The sequence below is a fragment of the Stenotrophomonas sp. C9D9 genome, from assembly GCF_056491205.1.
Window position 1 is genome coordinate 744,464 of record NZ_JBSZIF010000006.1, and the last position, 16,630, is coordinate 761,093.

Here is a 16,630-nt window from a genome sequence, read left to right on the forward strand (position 1 = left end):
ATGTGGAATCCCAACCTGCCCCCGGTCAGCATCGATGATGCCCCCGACCGCCTTGGCGCCGGCAACCCCGAGCTGCAGGCGATGGTTGCCGAGGCGGCCTCCGGCGGCATCTCACTGATGCTGATGCACGTGGACATCGACCACTTCGCATCGGTCAACGAGAACATGAGTGCCGAAGTGGGCGACCAGGCGCTGGTACTGGTGGCGCAGCGCCTGCAGTCCTACCTGCGCGGGCGCGGCAAGCTGTGGCGGCATGGCAGCGACGAATTCCTGATCGCGGTGCCGCGCACTGCGGATCTGCCGCTGCCGGAAGATTTCGCCGAAGAGATCCGCCAGCAGATGGAGCTGCCGTTGTCAGTGCTGCCGTACACGCTGTTCATGACCGGCAAGCTGGGCGTAAGCCTGTGCCCGGAGCATGCCAGCAGCACGTCGCGCCTGCTCGATCATGCCGAGGATGCGCTGTACCAGGCCGCCCGCGAAGGCGGCAATGCCGTGCGCATCCATGCGGTGGACACCCCGCCGAGCGCGCACAGCGAGAGCATCATCGCGCGCCAGATTGTTGATGCCATTCCCAATGGCGAGCTGAAACTGCGCTACCAGCCGCTGGTGAGCGCCCGCGACGGCCACGTGGTGGGCATGGAAGCGCTGCTGCGCTGGCAGTCGCCGACCCTGGGCATGCTGGTTCCGGAGCGCTTCATGCGCACCGCCGAGCGGCTGGGCATCATCGTGCAGATCGGCACCTGGGTGCTGGAAGGCGCGTTGAAGCAGGCGCGGTTGTGGCGCGACCAGGGCTTCGATGACTTCACCATCGCGGTGAACGTATCCACCCTGCAGCTGCTGCGGCCGAACTTCTTCGCCGAGGTGATGTCCCTGCTGCAGGCGGCGGGCGTACCTGCGCAGATGCTGACGCTGGAAATCAACGAGAGTGCGTTGACCAACAACGTCAATTTCGTCCATGAAACGCTGGCCAACCTGCGCAACGAAGGCATCAGCCTGAGCCTGGACAACTTCGGCACCGGCGACTCCAGCCTCAGCGCGCTGGTGCGCTACCCGGTGGACAAGCTGAAGATCGACCGCAGCTTCATCAAGAGCGCGCCGGCCGGCAACCGCGAGGCGGCCATCGCCCGCGCGATCATCGCCATGGGCCACCAGCTGGGCATGACCGTGATCGCCAACGGCGTGGAATCGCAGGCCCAGCTGGGTTTCCTGCGCCGCAACGACTGCGATGTGTTCCAGGGCTACCTGTTCGGCGAACCGATGTCGGCCGATGCCGCCGGCATGACCCTGCGCCGCCGCTACCTGCGTCCGGAGGCCTTCGCCGAGACGCGCCCGGACCGTACGCTGCTGCTGCTGGACGATGAGGAAAACGTGCTGCGCTCGCTGGTGCGCCTGTTCCGCCGCGACGGCTACCGGATCCTGGCGGCCGGCAACGTACGCGATGCGTTCGACCTGCTGGCGATCAACGACGTGCAGGTGATCCTGTCCGACCAGCGCATGAGCGACATGAGCGGTACCGAGTTCCTGGGCCGGGTGAAGATGCTGTACCCGGACACGATCCGCCTGGTGCTGTCGGGCTATACCGATCTGAACACGGTGACCGACGCGATCAACCGCGGCGCGATCTACCGCTTCCTGACCAAGCCGTGGAACGACGACGAGCTGCGCAAGCACATCCACCAGGCGTTCCGCACCTACGAGGAACAGCGCCGCAGCAATGCCGGGCCGGCGCCGGTGGAAACCGGGGATGGTGGCGAGGATCGGCCGCTGCGGTGATGATCCCCTCCGGTAGAGCCGGCCGCTGGCCGGCTGCTCTGGGGTGTCGGGTTGGATGAGGTTGCCGGCCAGCGGCCGGCACTACCAGGTGCGGTCAGCGCGGCTGCTTCACCGGCAGCACCACGCGGAAGCGCGAGCCCACGCCCGGGGTGCTGTCCAGGTCGATGCGGCCGTGGTGCTTGTTGATGATGCTGTAGGAGATCGACAGGCCCAGGCCGGTGCCGCTGCCCACCGGCTTGGTGGTGAAGAACGGGTCGAAGATGCGCTGGCGCAGTTCCGGCGAGATGCCGCCGCCGGTGTCTTCGAATTCAACCCACACGTGATCGCCATCGACGCCGGTGCGCACGGTGATCGTGCCGCGCTCGGCGATGGCATGGCCGGCGTTGAGCAGCAGGTTCATGTAGACCTGGTTCAACTCCGACGGCAGGCACTCCACCAGCGGCAACTGGCCAAACTCGCGCACCAGGGTGACCTTGTACTTGAGTTCGTTCCAGATGATGTTGATGGTCGATTCCAGGCCCGCGTGCAGGTCGACCAGCTTCCACGACTCGTCGCGGCCGGAATACGAGAAGTCCTTCAGGTCACGCACGATGCGGGTGACGCGCTCGATGCCTTCGCGCGATTCCGCCATCAGCTGCGGCAGGTCGCGGCTGATGAAATCGATGTCCAGGCGGTCACGGATGTCGTCGATTTCCGGAATCAGTGCCTTCGGGTCCGGCGCGCGCAGGGCGCGCTCGTAGGCTTCGATCACGGTGAACAGGCTGCGCAGGTACTCCTGCAGGCTGCCCAGGTTGGAGTGCACGTAACCGATCGGGTTGTTGATCTCGTGCGCGACGCCGGCGGCCAGCTGGCCGATCGAGGCCATCTTCTCGGACTGCAGCAGTTTTTCCTGGGTGCCATTGAGGCGCAGGTAGGCCTGGCGCAGCTCGGCGTGGCGCTGCTGCAGTTCGCGCTCGTAGTCTTCCTGCCCTTCGATGTGGCGGAACAGGGCCAGGAAATGCCCTTCGCCGACCGGGCCATGATGGTACAGGTGGGCGATGACCACGCCCTCGCCCAGCGGCAGGCTGCCATTCCAGTGGCCGTGCTGGCGAGCCTGTTCCAGCGCATCGGGGGGCAGCAGTTCGCGCAGCCGCTGCGGCGGCGGCAGCCCGCCGTCCTCGCCACTGGCCAGCAGGTTCTGCGCGGCCGGATTGGCCAGGGCCACCTGCCCGTCATCGGTGAACAGCAGCAGGCCTTCGCGCAGGCGCTCAAGCAGGGCCTGCAGCACCGGCTGCGGCGGAAGGGGGGCGGTAACCAGGGCGTTGGCAGCGGACACGGCAACTCGGGGCGTTCGAACAGGCGCCCAATATACGCGGTCATGCAGCGGGCTTCAGCCCGCCGGGAGGAGTTGTGCGACCGCCGTCGCGTCAGGCGACGGCGAGTGGCCGGCCGATGCTGACCGTGTGCGACTGGCCCTTGGCATCGTAGGCCGAGGCGTCTTCGGTGCGGCCGAGCTGGCGCAGCGCCCAGTTCACCTCGCGGCGGCGGCGCGACAGCAGCACGCCGTTGGCGCGGTTGCGCTCGGCCAGTTCCTGCAGCTGTTCGCCCTCGCCCACCGGTGGCGCGCCTTCCAGCGCACGCAGCGCTTCCAGCTTGGCGCCAGTGGCCCGGATCAGGGCGTGCACGTCGTGCTCGACCAGGGCCTGGCGCTCAACGTCCAGGGCCTGGGCGAGACGCTGCAGCGGCTCGCTCATCGCCGCAGTCATCCGTGCAGCTGCTGGTCCAGATCGAGCATGCGCGATGCGATCGCGTCCGGATTGATCTTGTAGGTGCCGTTCTGCAGCGACTCGCGCACGGCCGCCACGCGCTGGGCGTCGATCGCCGGGGCGGTGGTCAGCTCACGCTCGATGGCCTGCAGACTGGTGGCCTCGCCGGTCAGGCGCAGGCTGTCGGCCGCCTCGACCGGGCGCGCCGCCGCATCGGTGCTGACGCCGGGCTTGTTGGCCGGGGTCGTCACGCTGCGCAGTGCCTGGGGGACCTGCAGGTTGCCGTCGATTTTCTGGCTCATGGGGTGTCCTGGAGTTGCCGTTCACAAGGGATAACGGCCGCAGGGCCGTGATCTTTAGGGATATTTTGCGGTAATTCAACGCGCCACGATTACGTCACCTGCGGCATCGACCGTGCCCTGCACGATCCGCCGCGAGGACAGGTTCTCGACCGAAACCCGTTCGTTCTCACCCGCATCACCCATCGCACGGCCGGCAATGCGGACCTCGACCGAGCCGCGGCGCGACACCAGGGCCACATTGTCTCCTCGCTTGATGAGACGCTGGACCACCAGATCGTTGTTCGACAGCAGGGCTCCGGCCTGCAACGGACGGCGGGCGATGCGGCCGATCGCCGCATTGGGATCGGACAGCACCGCGCCGGCAATCCGGGCAGCGTCACGCTGGGCAGTGGTGATATCGGCGGCAGTGAGGGTTTCTCCAGTGCCGATTCCGCGGTTGAGCACCAGCACGGTCTGGTTGCGCCGCACCTTCACCGGCACGAACAGGCGCCAGCCGCCCGCATCGGGACAGCTGACCTCCACCGTGGTGTTGGCCGTGGGCTGCACCTGCAACGCGCCGCCGCATTTCGGCAGGCGCAGCGCATCGGCCACCTGCGCCTCGCCTTCACTGCCGGCCGGCAGTGTCGACAGCGCCGCGGTGCGGATGCTGGCCACCGGCTGCCAGTCCGCAGCGGTCGCCCACGGCGCGGCCACGGCGAGCGCGATGGCGAATAGGGATGTGACCCGGCGCATGGCGCCTCCTGTCGAAAGGATCTGGCCCAGGTGCGTGCAAGGGGTGTGCCAGATCGACGGGGCCGCCTTTTGTAGAGTCGAGCATGGCTCGACGCTGCAAAAGCGCTCAAGTTCCGTACCCACCACGCCGATACAGCAGCCATGTCCCATGACCTGCTCAACCGGATCGACCAGCGGACCCGACTGGCCGGCCACAACCGCCTGGCGCTGCTGCTGTTCCGTCTCGGCGGACGTCAGCTTTTTGGCGTCAATGTCTTCAAGGTGCAGGAAGTCCTGCGGCGCCCGGAGCTGTTCCAGGTGCCCGGCCTGCCCAGCCAGTTTTCCGGCGTGGCCGACGTGCGCGGCCGCTCGGTACCGGTGCTGGACCTCGGCCTGGCGATCGGTCACCCCGAGCGCGAGCCCGATGCGGACACATCGCCGGGCTACCTGGTCGTCACCGAATTCAACCGCTCGATCCAGGGCTTCCTGGTCAGCGGCGTCGAACGCATCGTCAACATCGCGGTGGAAGACATCCACCCGCCGCCGGAGCTGGGCGCCGAGTCGAGCTACCTGACCGCGGTGACCCGCTTCCAGGGTGAGCTGATCCAGGTGATCGACGTTGAGAGCGTGCTGGCCGATATCGCCCAGGTGCGCGGAGAAGCGGTACTCGACCCGGCAATGGCCATGCCCGCCGATGGCCCGCAACTGCAGGTGCTGGTGGTGGACGACTCGCGCGTGGCCCGCCAGCAGATCCGCAGCGTGCTGGACCAGCTGGGCGTGGGTGCCACCCTGCTTTCCGACGGCAAGCAGGCGCTGGACCACCTGCTGCAGGTCCACGCCTCGGGCGAGAACCCGGCCGAGCGCTATGCCATGGTCATCTCGGACATCGAGATGCCGGCCATGGATGGCTACACGCTGACGACGGAAATCCGGCGCCACCCGGGCCTGGCCGGCCTATACGTGCTGCTGCACACCTCGCTGTCGGGCGTCTTCAACAACGCCATGGTTGAGCGCGTGGGTGCCAACGCCTTCGTCGCCAAGTACTCGCCGCACGAGCTGGCCGATTTCGTGCTGGACCGCCTGCGCAAGGTCGCGCTGGCGGCGTAAGGCCCGCCGAGGGGTCGGATCCCGGAACGGGCTCCGACCCCGCATCGCAATGCGTCAACCACGGGGTCAGAGCCCCTGCGGGGATCTGACCCCACGCCTTTGGCACACCCCTTGCAGCTTCCCGGGCAACGTTCCCGTGGGAGTGCACCGTGCGCAACCTGATTACCGACTACCTGGGCGTCCACGCCCAGGCCATGCCGTTGCGCGAACAGCGGATGAAGCTGATCGCCAGCAACCTCGGCAATGCCGACACTCCCGGCTACAAGGCCCAGGACCTGGACTTCGATGCCGCCCTGCGCCATGCCCAGGGGCAGGATGCCAATGGCCTGATGGCCACCACCCATGAGCAGCACTACGAGATCAGTAGTGGCCTGAACCCGTTCCAGATCGCGCGCGAAGGCGTGCAGCCCAGCCTGGACGGCAACACCGTCGACCCCGATGCCGAGCGTGCCGCCTATGGCCGCGCCGCACTGGAATACCGCGCCTCGCTCAGCTTCGTCGAGAGCAAGGTGCGTTCCATGCTGACCGCGATCACGGGGCAGTGAGCCATGAGCAACCTGCCGATCTTCGATATCGCCGGCTCCGCGCTACAGGCGCAGTCGGTGCGCATGAGCACCATCGCCTCCAACCTCTCCAACGCCGACACCGTCGCCGGTTCCGCCGACGCCGTGTACAAGCCGCTGGAACCGATCTTCCAGGCGGTCACCAGCAAGAGCGATCCGAACATCACCTCGGTGAAGGTGAAGGAGATCACCCAGAGCGAGGCCGCGCCGATCAAGCGCTACGAGCCGGGCCACCCGCTGGCCGACGCCGATGGCTACATCTACCAGCCCGACGTCGATCCGGTGGCGCAGATGGTCAACCTGATCTCGACCTCGCGCAATTACCAGGCCGGCGTGGAAATGTTGACTACCGCCAAGGAACTGGCCCTGGCCACCCTGACCATGGGCCGCTGAGGCCCGCAGCACCGGATACCGCCATGACCACCGCCGTCAACAACCAGACCAGCCAGGACGTCTATTCCGCGCTGGGCCTGAACGCCCCCAACAGCAACGCCACGAAAAAGAAGAACACGCTCGACCAGGCCGACTTCCTGCGCCTGATGACCGAGCAGCTGCAGCACCAGGATCCGCTGAAGCCGATGGACAACACGCAGATGGTCGCGCAGATGGCGCAGATGTCCACCGTGCAGGGCATCACCGATCTGAACAAGACGGTGAAGGGCTTCCAGGAATCGATGGCCAGCGACCAGGTGCTGCGTGGCGCGGCGCTGGTTGGCCACCAGGTGCTGGTGCCGTCGGAAAAGCTGGTACTGGAGAAGGAAGGCAATGTCGAAGGCACGGTGGCCGCACCGTCGGCCGGCATCATCACCGTGGATATCACCGATGCCAACGGCGCCAAGGTCACCTCGCTGAGCGTGGAAGCCAAGGCCGCCGGCGAAACCGCCTTCCAGTGGGACGGCAAGGATGCCAATGGCAAGCGCATGGAGCCGGGCAAGTACTCCGTCGTCGCCAACCATGTCGACACCGCCGGCAAGAGCACCAAGCTGTCCACCTACGTACAGGCGCCGGTGGAGAGCGTGACCGTCGGTTCCGACGGCCTGTACCTGAACCTCAAGGGCCTGGGCACGGCCCCGATCGACTACGTGCTCCGCGTCAGCTGAGCCGCACATTCCGCATCGACCAGGAGCATCCCATGGGCTTCAATGTCTCGCTGTCCGGCATCAATGCCGCCAACACCGACCTGAGCGTCACCGCCAACAACGTCGCCAACGTCAACACCACCGGCTTCAAGCAGTCGCGCGCGGAGTTCGCCGACCTGTTCGCTTCGACCAGCTACGGCCTGTCGAAGAACCAGACCGGCTCGGGCGTGCGCGTTTCCAACGTCGCCCAGCAGTTCATCCAGGGCCACAACGAGCAGACCGGGCGCAGCCTGGACATGGCCATTTCCGGTGAAGGCTTCTTCACCATGAACATGAATGGTTCGCGCGTGTACTCGCGTGCCGGCAACTTCCAGACCGACTCCGCCGGTTACGTGGTCAATCCGCAGGGTGCGCGCCTGCAGGTGTTCGCACCGAATGCCGATGGCACCAACTTCGATGCCGGCCGCCTGGTCGACCTGCAGCTGCTGACCACCGACAGCCCGCCGAAGCAGACCAGCGAAGTGAAGGTTGGCTTCACCCTGCCGGCCAACGCCAAGCAGCCGACCGTGGCGACCTTCGACCCGGCCGATTCGAACAGCTACAACCACTCCAGCGGTGGCATCACCGTGTACGACTCACTGGGCGTGAGCCACATCCAGGTCTCGTACTTCGTGAAGGGCGCCAACCCCAACGAATGGACCGTGCGCAACTATGTCGATGGCCAGCCGGCCGGTGCACCGACCCCGGTCACCTTCGACAACAGCGGCAAGCTGGTCGCACCGGCCAACGGCAAGGTCAGCCTCGGCACCTTCACCCCGACCACCGGTGCCGGCCAGTTGAACATGACGCTGGATATCAGCGGCTCGACCCAGTACGGCGAGAAGTTCGCGCTGCGCAACACACAGCAGGACGGCTATGCCGCCGGCAAGCTCAACGAAGTGACTGTATCCGAATCCGGCGTGGTCTACGCGCGCTATTCCAACGGCGACGACAAGCCGCTGGGCCAGGTCGCACTGACCACCTTCAACAACACGCAGGGCCTGGAATCGAAGGGCAACAACCTGTGGGTGGAGACCTTCGAATCGGGCACGCCGCGCACCGGCATGCCGGACACCTCCAACCTCGGCAAGATCCAGGCCGGCTCGCTGGAAGCGTCCACCGTCGATCTCACCGAGCAGCTGGTCAACATGATCACCGCGCAGCGCAACTTCCAGGCCAACGCGCAGATGATCACCACGCAGGACCAGATCACCCAGACCGTCATCAACATCCGTTGATGAGCTGCTGACCCTGTCACGGAACTCCCCGCATGGATAAAGCCCTTTACGTGGCGATGACCGGTGCCCGCGCCTCCCTGCAGGCGCAGGGAACGCTCAGCCACAACCTCGCCAACTCGGACACCCCTGGCTTCAAGGAAGCGCTGGCCAACACCGAAGCCTTCCCGATCAAGGGCCCGGGCTTTGCCTCGCGGGTGGATGCGCTGCACGTCGACGCCGGCTTCAACCGCCGGCCCGGCGCGCAGCACATCACCGGCAAACCGCTGGATCTGGCGCTCCAGAGCGGCACCTGGCTGGCGGTGCAGTCCAGCGATGGCAGCGAAGCCTACACGCGCGGCGCGGCCTTGTCGGTGACCCCGAACGGCCAGCTGGTGACCTCCGGCGGCCGCACGGTACTGGATGACAACAACAACCCGATCGCCATCCCGCCCTACCAGGCGATGGAGATCGGCGGCGACGGCACGATCTCGATCATCCCGCAGGGTGAAGGCCCGCAGACGATGGCGCAGATCGGCCGGATCAAGGTGGTGCAGGCGCCGGACGAGCGCCTCGAGCGTGGCCTGGATGGCCTGTTCCGCAACACCGACCCGCGCCAGCCGTTCGCCCCGGCGCAGGGTACCGCCGTGCACAGCGGCCAGCTGGAAGGCAGCAACGTCGATGCCGCCGGCGCACTGGTGCAGATGATCCAGCTGCAGCGCCAGTACGAAATGCAGGTGCAGGTGATCAAACACGGCGACGACAACGCGCGCAGTGTCAACAGCCTGCTGCGCCTGGGCAGCTGACGGAATTCCGGCGCCGCCCGGGCGTGGCGCTGGCACACCGCTTGCACACCCGTTACCAAGGGCCGCATCGCGCGGCCGGCTTCACCCAGACAGGACACCGAAGATGAACCAGGCATTGTGGATCGCGAAAACCGGACTGGATGCGCAGCAGATGCGCATGTCGGTGGTTTCCAACAACCTCGCCAACACCAACACCACCGGCTTCAAGCAGGACCGTGCCAGCTTCGAGGACCTGCTGTACCAGCAGGTACGCCAGCCAGGCGGCTCTTCGTCGGCGCAGACCCAGCTGCCGACCGGCCTGCAGCTGGGTACCGGTGTGCGCGTGGTCGCCACCGCCAAGAATTTCGAACAGGGTGGCCAGCAGCAGACCGGCCGCGCGCTGGACGTGATGGTCAACGGCCGCGGCTTCTTCGAAGTGCAGATGCCGGATGGCAGCTCGGCCTATACCCGTGATGGCTCGTTCAAGATCAACCAGGACAGCGAGCTGGTCACCAACAGCGGCTACCCGGTGCAGCCGGGCATCCAGATTCCCGAGGGCGCGCAGTCGGTGACCATCGGCAGCGACGGCACCATCAGCGTGAAGATGGCCGACAACGCTGCATCGGTGGAAGTGGGTGCGCTGACCCTGACCGACTTCGTCAATCCGGCCGGCCTGCAGGCACGCGGCGAGAACCTGTTCCTGGAAACCACGGCATCGGGCCCGGCACAGAACGGCAACCCCGGCCTGAACGGCCTCGGCACCGTGGTGCAGGGCGCGCTGGAAGGCAGCAACGTCAATGTGGTCGAAGAGCTGGTGTCGATGATCGAAACACAGCGCGCCTACGAAATGAATGCCAAGGCGATCTCCACCACCGACTCCATGCTCGGCTACCTCAACAACAAGATCTGACCGGCCCAACCGGGAAACCGCCATGTCGCCCCTTTCCAGACTCCTCCGCACTGCCCTCGCCTGCACCGTGGTCGCCCTGCTCGGTGGCTGCGTGATCGCCGGCGACGTGCGCCCCTACGCGGCGATGGCGCCGATCCAGCCGATCATGCCGCCGCAGGCCGCGCCGACCGCCGGTGCGATCTACGCCGCCGGCCCGACCCTGCAGCTGTACTCGGACCGCCGCGCACGCGATGTCGGCGACCTGCTGACCATCACCCTGCTGGAAAACACCACCGCGCAGACCAGTGCCAACACCGCCACCAACAAGGAATCCAACCTGAGTCTGGGCACCCCGTCCATCCTCGGCGCACCGGTCACCCTGGGCGGCAAGGACATCCTCAGTGCCACGGCGGCGGGCAAGCGTGACTTCACCGGCAAGGGCAACAGCGCGCAGAGCAACCGCCTGCAGGGCAGTGTCACGGTCACGGTGATCCAGCGCCTGCCCAACGGCAACCTGGTGGTACAGGGGCAGAAGAACCTGCGGCTGAACCAGGGCGATGAACTGGTGCAGGTGCAGGGCATCGTGCGCCCGGGTGACATCAGCCAGGACAACACCATTCCTTCCAGCCGCGTGGCCGAAGCCCGCATCGTCTACGGCGGCCGCGGCCCGGTCGCGCAATCCAACGCGATGGGCTGGCTGAGCCGCTTCTTCAACTCCGGCCTGACGCCGTTCTGAGTATGGCCATGAAACTCTTCTCCTCTTCTTCCTGGCAGCGACGCATGGCGTCGCTCTACTGTGGCGTGTTCATGGTCTTCGCGATGGTGGCACCGGCCAGTGCCGAGCGCATCAAGGACCTGGCCCAGGTCGGCGGCGTGCGTGGCAATGCCCTGGTGGGCTACGGCCTGGTGGTCGGCCTGGACGGCAGCGGCGACCGCACCAGCCAGGCGCCCTTCACCGTGCAGAGCCTGAAGAACCTGCTCGGCGAGCTGGGCGTGAACGTGCCAGCGAACGTCAATCCGCAGCTGAAGAACGTGGCGGCCGTCGCCATCCATGCCGAACTGCCGCCGTTCGCCAAGCCGGGCCAGCCGATCGACATCACCGTGTCCTCGATCGGCAACGCAGTGTCCCTGCGTGGTGGTTCGCTGCTGATGGCCCCGCTGCGCGGCGCCGACGGCCAGATCTATGCCATCGCGCAGGGCAACCTGATCGTCGGCGGCTTTGGTGCACAGGGCAAGGATGGCTCGCGCGTCTCGGTGAACGTGCCCAGCGTCGGCCGCATTCCCAATGGCGCCACGGTTGAACGTGCCCTGCCCGATCCACTCGCCAATGGCGGCGACATCACCCTGAACCTGCACAACAACGATTTCACCACGGTCTCGCGCATGGTCGCCGCGCTCAACAATGCGTTCGGCGAGGGTGCGGCACGTGCGGTTGACGGCGTGACCGTGGCGGTGACTGCGCCAACCGATCCGGGCGCACGCATCGGCCTGCTGGCGCGCATCGAGAACCTGGAGCTGACCCCCGGCAGCGCCCCGGCCAAGGTGGTGGTCAATTCGCGTACCGGCACCGTGGTCATCGGCCAGCAGGTGCGGGTCGGCCCGGCGGCGATCGCGCATGGCTCGCTGACGGTGACGATCCAGGAGAACACCAATGTCAGCCAGCCCAATGCCCTGTCCGGCGGCCGCACCGTGGCCAGCCCGCAGTCGACCATCACCGCCACCAACGACGGCAGCCGCATGTTCAAGTTCAGCGGCGGCACCACCCTGGACGAGATCGTGCACGCGGTGAACGCCGTGGGCGCGGCACCGGGCGACCTGATCGCGATCCTGGAAGCCCTGAAGCAGGCTGGCGCATTGAGTGCCGAGCTCGAGGTGATCTGACATGCGCATCAATCCCGCATTCGACCTGCACCCGGCGCAGCAGAACGACCCGGCCAAGATCGACAAGGTCGCGCGCCAGCTGGAAGGCCAGTTCGCACAGATGCTGGTCAAGAGCATGCGCGATGCCAGCTTCGGCGACTCGCTGTTTCCCGGCGAGAACAAGATGTTCCGCGACATGTACGACCAGAAGATTGCCGAGGCGATGACCCGCGGCAAGGGGCTCGGCCTGTCCGGCATGATCACCCGCCAGCTGTCCGGCCAGGCCGCCGAAGGCCCGGCGCTGGATACCCGCGTGGACCCGGCCAAGGCCAGCCGCGCCTATCAACTCAACGCGCCGGCCAAGCCCGCACCCTCGCTGCCGCTGGAAGATGGCAGCCAGGCCGTGCGCATGCTGCAGCAGATGGCGGCCGGCGCACAGCACGGCGCACAGGCAGCGCTGGCACCGATGGAGCAGGCGCTGGACCTGATCGCCGGTCGCGAAAGCAGCAGCCTGCACCGCTCGCTGGGCACCGAAGATCCATACATCGGCAACCTGCAGGGCCAGGACTGGTCCGCCAACAACGACCAGTGGTCGGCGACGGCCAGCAATCGCGGCACGGCCATCAGCCCGGCCGATGCGCTGGCCACCCGCACCGCCGTGGCCCAGCTGGGCGCGCACACGCCGGAAGGTTTCGTCGCCAGCATCTGGCAGCACGCGCAGAGCGCGGCCAGGGAACTGGGCGTGGATGCCCGTGCGCTGGTTGCCCAGGCCGCATTGGAAACCGGTTGGGGCAAGCGCCACATCCGCCAGTCCGACGGCAGCACCTCGCACAACCTGTTCGGCATCAAGGCCACCGGCTGGAGCGGCCAGCGCGTTGAAGCCGGCACCCACGAATACGTGGATGGCGTGCGCCGCAACGAAACCGCCAGCTTCCGCGCCTACAGCTCGCCGGCCGAAAGCTTCGCCGACTACGTGCGCCTGCTGAAGACCAGCCCGCGCTACCAGCAGGCCCTGCAGGCCGGCACCGATGTGCAGGGCTTCGCCCGTGGCCTGCAGCGCGCCGGCTATGCCACCGATCCGCGCTACGCCGCCAAGATCGCCGCGATCGCCGGTGGCCCGACCATCGAGCGCGCCGTGGCCGCCGTGGCCGACGCCGGCTCGCGCCTTGGCCAGACCTTCGCCAGCACCGCGACCGCGGCGCTGGGTATCACTCGTCGTTGAGGAACACCATGTCCAGCGTACTTTCCACCGGTACCGGTGCCCTGCTCGCCTTCCAGCGTGCGTTGGCGACCACCAGCCACAACGTGGCCAACCTCAATACGCCCGGCTACAGCCGGCAGAAGGTCAACTTCGCCACCGCCGATCCACAGAACTACGGCTATGGCACGGTCGGCAACGGCACCCGCATCACCGACATCCGCCGCACGGCCGACCAGCTGGCGATCTCGCGCCTGCTCGACAGCAGCGGTGAACTGGCGCGCCTGAAGCAGCTTTCGGGCATGGCCGACCGCGTCAATGCGCTGGTTTCCGACCCGGCCACCAATGTGGCCGGCGTCTGGTCGAACTTCTTCGATTCGGTCAGCGGCCTGTCGTCCAACGCGGCCGGCACCGCCGACCGCCAGAGCATGCTCGACGGCGGCAAGGCGTTGGCCAACCGCTTCGTGCAGCTCAACACCCACCTGAACAACCTCAACAGCGAGGTCAACAACGGCCTGCTGGCCGGTGCCACCGAGGTCAACCGCCTGGCGCAGGAAATCGCGCAGATCAACGGCGCCATCGGCACCAACATCGCCTCTGCCGCACCCGACCTGCTCGACCGCCGCGACCAGCTGATCACCCAGCTGATCGGCTACACCGGTGGCACGGCGGTGATCCAGGACGGCGGCATCATGAATGTCTACACCGCCGGCGGCAACGCGCTGGTGGTGGGTACCACGGCGACCAAGGTCACCACCGTGGCCGACCCGTACCAGCCCGAGCGCCTGCAGCTGGCGCTGGAGACCCAGGGCAACACCATCCGCCTCGACCCGAAGGCGGTTGGCGGCCAGATCGGTGGCCTGCTGGAGTTCCGCGACACCGTGCTGACCCCTGCCCAGGCCGAACTGGGCAAGCTGGCGGTGGGCCTGGCCGAAACCTTCAACCAGGCGCACCACCAGGGCGTCGACCTGTATGGCCAGATGGGCGGGGACTTCTTCAACATCGGCAACCCGCGCGTCACCGGCAACAACAGCAATACCGGCACCGCCAGCCTCAGCGCGACCTACGGCGACCTGGGCAAGCTGGATGCGCAGAACGTGGTGCTGCAGTTCGATGGCACCAACTGGAAGGCCAGCCGCGCCGACACCGGCGCCAGCATTCCGCTGACCGGAACCGGCACCGCCGCCGATCCGCTGCTGATCAACGGCGTCAAGCTGGTCGTCGGCGGCACGCCGGCTGCAAATGACCGCTTCCTGCTGCAGCCGACCGCTGGCGTGGCCGGCAGCATGGAAGTGGCGATCACCGATCCGTCGCGCATCGCCGCCGCTGCAGCGGTGAAGGGCGCGGCCGCCACCGCCAATACCGGTACCGGCAAGCTGAGCGGCGTCACCGTCACCGATTCGACCAACGCCAATCTGCGCAATCCGTCGGCGATCGTGTTCACCTCGGCCACCACCTACACCATCGACGGTGGCCCGCCGCAGACCTACACGCCCGGCCAGACCATCAGTGCCAACGGCTGGAGCTTCGTGCTGGACGGTGCACCGAAGGTGGGCGATACCTTCAACATCACCCCGACCCCGGCCGGTTCGTCGGACAACAGCAACGCCTCCAAGCTGGCCAAGGTGGAAAGCGCGAAGGCGTTCAACGCCGGAACGGTGACACTGAACGGTGCGCTGGGTGGCCTGACCACCCAGGTCGGCGCCGCCGCACGCTCGGCCGAGTACTCGCTCGACGCGCAGCTGGTGATCAATGACAAGGCGCAGGAAGCCCGCGATGAAATCTCCGGCGTGAACCTGGACGAGGAAGCCGCCGACATGCTGCGCCTGCAGCAGGCCTACCAGGCCGCCTCGCAGCTGATCTCCACCGCCGACAGCATGTTCCAGACCATCCTGGGAGCCGTCCGCCGATGAGCAGCCGTATCTCCACCAGCATGATGTTCAACCAGTCCGTGTCGCTGATGATGGCCAAGCAGGCCAAGCTCAGCCACCTGGAGCAGCAGATCGCCACCGGCAGCAAGATCGTCAGCGCCAAGGACGATCCGGTTGCCGCCGGCACTGCGGTCGGCCTTGACCGCAGCCTGGCCGCACTGGACCGCATGAAGCTCAACGCCGGCAACGTGCAGAACCGCCTGGGCGTGCAGGAAAACACCCTTGCGCAGGTCAACGACCTGATGGCACGCGTCAACGATCTGACCATCCAGGCCAGCAATCCAGCGCTGAGCGCGGCTGACAAGAAAACGCTGATCACCGAAGTCAACCAGATCCGTGATGGCCTGCTGTCGCTGGCCAACGCCGACGATGGCACCGGTCGCTACGTGTTCGGTGGTACCAACGACGGCGACCCGCCGTTTGCCAAGATCAACGGCAAGGTGGTCTACCGCGGCGACCAGACCCAGCGCCAGATCGAAGTCGGCCCCGATACCTACGTGCGCGATGCCCTGCCCGGCAGCGAGATCTTCATGCGCATTCCCACCGGCGATGGCTTCGTTGACGGCAGCGCCGCGGCCGGCAACACCGGCAACGGCGTGCTGACCAACGTCACCCGCGATGGCAGCGACAGCTGGAACGGCCAGGGCTTCAGCGTCCGCTTCACCACCGGCAACCAGTACGAGGTGGTGGACGGTGCGGGCAACGTGACCGGCACCGGTACCTACAAGGCTGGCGACGATCTGGAAGTGAACGGTGTGCGCCTGCGCATCACGGGCGCACCGGCGGCGGGCGACAGTTTCAACGTACAGGCCGCCAGCAGCCGCGACATCTTCGCCACCATGGACAACCTGGTGGCAGCGCTGGGCGCCGACACCGGCACCACCGCGCAGATGACCGCGCAGCAGAACCAGCTGCAGAGTGCATTGCGCGACGTGGCACGCGCGTCCGAGCGGATGATCGATTCGCGTGCCGCAGGCGGTGCACAGTTGAAGGCGCTGGACAACGCGGCCGACATGCGTGAGGCCAATGGCGTGACCCTGAAGACCACGCTGTCGCAGATGCGTGACCTGGATTACGCCGATGCACTGAGCCAGTACCAGCTGCAGAGCACCGCGCTGCAGGCGGCGCAGACGATCTTCTCGCAGATGCAGTCGATGTCGCTGTTCAACAAGCTCCGCTGACGCTTCCCAAGCGCCACCCTCTGAAGGCCGCGATGCCCTGCATCGCGGCCTTTTTCGTTTCTGCGTGCCCATTCCATCGCGCTCGCCGGGCGTGGCCCGGCGCTTCCGGATAGGTGCCCCGGCGCATTTTCCGTGATTTCCCATCAAGCCCGGCCCTGCCCCGCCGATACCTTCATCAGCGCTGGTTGGGCATGCCCAACCGCCCCTTCCGGGGTCGCCTTCACGCCCGACCAAGGCTGAAAAACCCCGGAAA

The 16,630-nt window shown here is 66.8% G+C and carries 17 protein-coding genes; 13 read left to right on the top strand and 4 right to left on the bottom strand.

Annotation, left to right across the window (positions count from 1 at the left end; all coding sequences use genetic code 11):
- Positions 1–1,773 carry an EAL domain-containing protein gene (locus ACXI0D_RS18990; RefSeq protein WP_119006226.1) on the top strand — a complete coding sequence of 591 codons (1,773 nt, stop codon included), beginning with the start codon at positions 1–3 and terminating at the stop codon, positions 1,771–1,773.
- Positions 1,774–1,867: 94 nt separating this feature from the next.
- Here ACXI0D_RS18990 and ACXI0D_RS18995 read toward each other — a convergent pair whose 3' ends face one another.
- From ACXI0D_RS18995 to flgA, 4 genes are all read right to left on the bottom strand, one after another.
- Positions 1,868–3,088 (bottom strand): ATP-binding protein, encoded by a 1,221-nt coding sequence (locus ACXI0D_RS18995; protein WP_014037133.1) that lies wholly within the window; start codon positions 3,086–3,088, stop codon positions 1,868–1,870.
- Positions 3,089–3,179: 91 nt separating this feature from the next.
- The gene (locus ACXI0D_RS19000; protein ID WP_014037132.1) at positions 3,180–3,518 is read right to left on the bottom strand and encodes a FlgN family protein; all 339 of its coding nucleotides are present in this window, start codon (positions 3,516–3,518) and stop codon (positions 3,180–3,182) included.
- On the bottom strand, positions 3,515–3,820 hold the full coding sequence (gene flgM / locus ACXI0D_RS19005) for a flagellar biosynthesis anti-sigma factor FlgM (protein ID WP_479642982.1): 306 nt from the start codon (positions 3,818–3,820) through the stop codon (positions 3,515–3,517). The genes ACXI0D_RS19000 and flgM overlap by 4 nt, the downstream gene beginning before the upstream one ends.
- 75 nt (positions 3,821–3,895) lie before the next feature.
- Complete coding sequence (flgA, locus tag ACXI0D_RS19010; RefSeq protein WP_049442728.1) at positions 3,896–4,552, bottom strand: flagellar basal body P-ring formation chaperone FlgA; 657 nt, start codon at positions 4,550–4,552, stop codon at positions 3,896–3,898.
- A 141-nt stretch (positions 4,553–4,693) separates the two neighbouring features.
- Here flgA and ACXI0D_RS19015 point away from each other — a divergent pair, with 141 nt between their 5' ends.
- The 12 genes from ACXI0D_RS19015 (at position 4,694) to flgL (ending at position 16,377) form a co-directional block, all read left to right on the top strand.
- On the top strand, positions 4,694–5,638 hold the full coding sequence (locus ACXI0D_RS19015; protein ID WP_014037130.1) for a chemotaxis protein: 945 nt from the start codon (positions 4,694–4,696) through the stop codon (positions 5,636–5,638).
- A gap of 149 nt (positions 5,639–5,787) precedes the next feature.
- Positions 5,788–6,183 (top strand): flagellar basal body rod protein FlgB, encoded by a 396-nt coding sequence (gene flgB, locus ACXI0D_RS19020; RefSeq protein ID WP_005409576.1) that lies wholly within the window; start codon positions 5,788–5,790, stop codon positions 6,181–6,183.
- A gap of 3 nt (positions 6,184–6,186) precedes the next feature.
- Positions 6,187–6,594, top strand: a complete 408-nt coding sequence (gene flgC, locus ACXI0D_RS19025; protein ID WP_049442729.1) for a flagellar basal body rod protein FlgC — start codon at positions 6,187–6,189, stop codon at positions 6,592–6,594.
- Between the two features lie 23 nt (positions 6,595–6,617).
- Positions 6,618–7,301 carry a flagellar hook assembly protein FlgD gene (locus ACXI0D_RS19030; protein WP_014037129.1) on the top strand — a complete coding sequence of 228 codons (684 nt, stop codon included), beginning with the start codon at positions 6,618–6,620 and terminating at the stop codon, positions 7,299–7,301.
- 32 nt (positions 7,302–7,333) lie between these two features.
- Complete coding sequence (gene flgE, locus ACXI0D_RS19035) at positions 7,334–8,557, top strand: flagellar hook protein FlgE (RefSeq protein ID WP_014647063.1); 1,224 nt, start codon at positions 7,334–7,336, stop codon at positions 8,555–8,557.
- Between the two features lie 32 nt (positions 8,558–8,589).
- Complete coding sequence (locus ACXI0D_RS19040; protein ID WP_049442731.1) at positions 8,590–9,339, top strand: flagellar basal body rod protein FlgF; 750 nt, start codon at positions 8,590–8,592, stop codon at positions 9,337–9,339.
- A 103-nt stretch (positions 9,340–9,442) separates the two neighbouring features.
- On the top strand, positions 9,443–10,228 hold the full coding sequence (gene flgG, locus ACXI0D_RS19045; protein ID WP_005416457.1) for a flagellar basal-body rod protein FlgG: 786 nt from the start codon (positions 9,443–9,445) through the stop codon (positions 10,226–10,228).
- 22 nt (positions 10,229–10,250) lie between these two features.
- Entirely contained in the window at positions 10,251–10,943 is a 693-nt protein-coding gene (gene flgH / locus ACXI0D_RS19050) for a flagellar basal body L-ring protein FlgH (protein ID WP_049442732.1), read from the top strand.
- Between the two features lie 2 nt (positions 10,944–10,945).
- On the top strand, positions 10,946–12,088 hold the full coding sequence (locus ACXI0D_RS19055; RefSeq protein ID WP_049442733.1) for a flagellar basal body P-ring protein FlgI: 1,143 nt from the start codon (positions 10,946–10,948) through the stop codon (positions 12,086–12,088).
- Between the two features lies 1 nt (position 12,089).
- On the top strand, positions 12,090–13,289 hold the full coding sequence (gene flgJ / locus ACXI0D_RS19060) for a flagellar assembly peptidoglycan hydrolase FlgJ (RefSeq protein ID WP_049442734.1): 1,200 nt from the start codon (positions 12,090–12,092) through the stop codon (positions 13,287–13,289).
- An 8-nt stretch (positions 13,290–13,297) separates the two neighbouring features.
- Positions 13,298–15,178, top strand: a complete 1,881-nt coding sequence (flgK, locus tag ACXI0D_RS19065; RefSeq protein ID WP_049442735.1) for a flagellar hook-associated protein FlgK — start codon at positions 13,298–13,300, stop codon at positions 15,176–15,178.
- Positions 15,175–16,377 carry a flagellar hook-associated protein FlgL gene (gene flgL, locus ACXI0D_RS19070; protein ID WP_049442736.1) on the top strand — a complete coding sequence of 401 codons (1,203 nt, stop codon included), beginning with the start codon at positions 15,175–15,177 and terminating at the stop codon, positions 16,375–16,377. The genes flgK and flgL overlap by 4 nt, the downstream gene beginning before the upstream one ends.
- Positions 16,378–16,630: the final 253 nt, after the last annotated feature.

What these genes read in the sequence shown, in the direction of transcription:
- ACXI0D_RS18990 (WP_119006226.1), top strand. Translation starts at nt 1, where the DNA reads ATGTGGAATCCCAACCTGCCCCCGGTCAGCATCGATGATGCCCCCGAC.
- ACXI0D_RS19000 (WP_014037132.1), bottom strand. Translation starts at nt 3,518, where the DNA reads ATGACTGCGGCGATGAGCGAGCCGCTGCAGCGTCTCGCCCAGGCCCTG.
- flgM (WP_479642982.1), bottom strand. Translation starts at nt 3,820, where the DNA reads ATGAGCCAGAAAATCGACGGCAACCTGCAGGTCCCCCAGGCACTGCGC.
- flgA (WP_049442728.1), bottom strand. Translation starts at nt 4,552, where the DNA reads ATGCGCCGGGTCACATCCCTATTCGCCATCGCGCTCGCCGTGGCCGCG.
- ACXI0D_RS19015 (WP_014037130.1), top strand. Translation starts at nt 4,694, where the DNA reads ATGTCCCATGACCTGCTCAACCGGATCGACCAGCGGACCCGACTGGCC.
- flgC (WP_049442729.1), top strand. Translation starts at nt 6,187, where the DNA reads ATGAGCAACCTGCCGATCTTCGATATCGCCGGCTCCGCGCTACAGGCG.
- ACXI0D_RS19030 (WP_014037129.1), top strand. Translation starts at nt 6,618, where the DNA reads ATGACCACCGCCGTCAACAACCAGACCAGCCAGGACGTCTATTCCGCG.
- flgE (WP_014647063.1), top strand. Translation starts at nt 7,334, where the DNA reads ATGGGCTTCAATGTCTCGCTGTCCGGCATCAATGCCGCCAACACCGAC.
- ACXI0D_RS19040 (WP_049442731.1), top strand. Translation starts at nt 8,590, where the DNA reads ATGGATAAAGCCCTTTACGTGGCGATGACCGGTGCCCGCGCCTCCCTG.
- flgG (WP_005416457.1), top strand. Translation starts at nt 9,443, where the DNA reads ATGAACCAGGCATTGTGGATCGCGAAAACCGGACTGGATGCGCAGCAG.
- flgH (WP_049442732.1), top strand. Translation starts at nt 10,251, where the DNA reads ATGTCGCCCCTTTCCAGACTCCTCCGCACTGCCCTCGCCTGCACCGTG.
- ACXI0D_RS19055 (WP_049442733.1), top strand. Translation starts at nt 10,946, where the DNA reads ATGGCCATGAAACTCTTCTCCTCTTCTTCCTGGCAGCGACGCATGGCG.
- flgJ (WP_049442734.1), top strand. Translation starts at nt 12,090, where the DNA reads ATGCGCATCAATCCCGCATTCGACCTGCACCCGGCGCAGCAGAACGAC.
- flgK (WP_049442735.1), top strand. Translation starts at nt 13,298, where the DNA reads ATGTCCAGCGTACTTTCCACCGGTACCGGTGCCCTGCTCGCCTTCCAG.
- flgL (WP_049442736.1), top strand. Translation starts at nt 15,175, where the DNA reads ATGAGCAGCCGTATCTCCACCAGCATGATGTTCAACCAGTCCGTGTCG.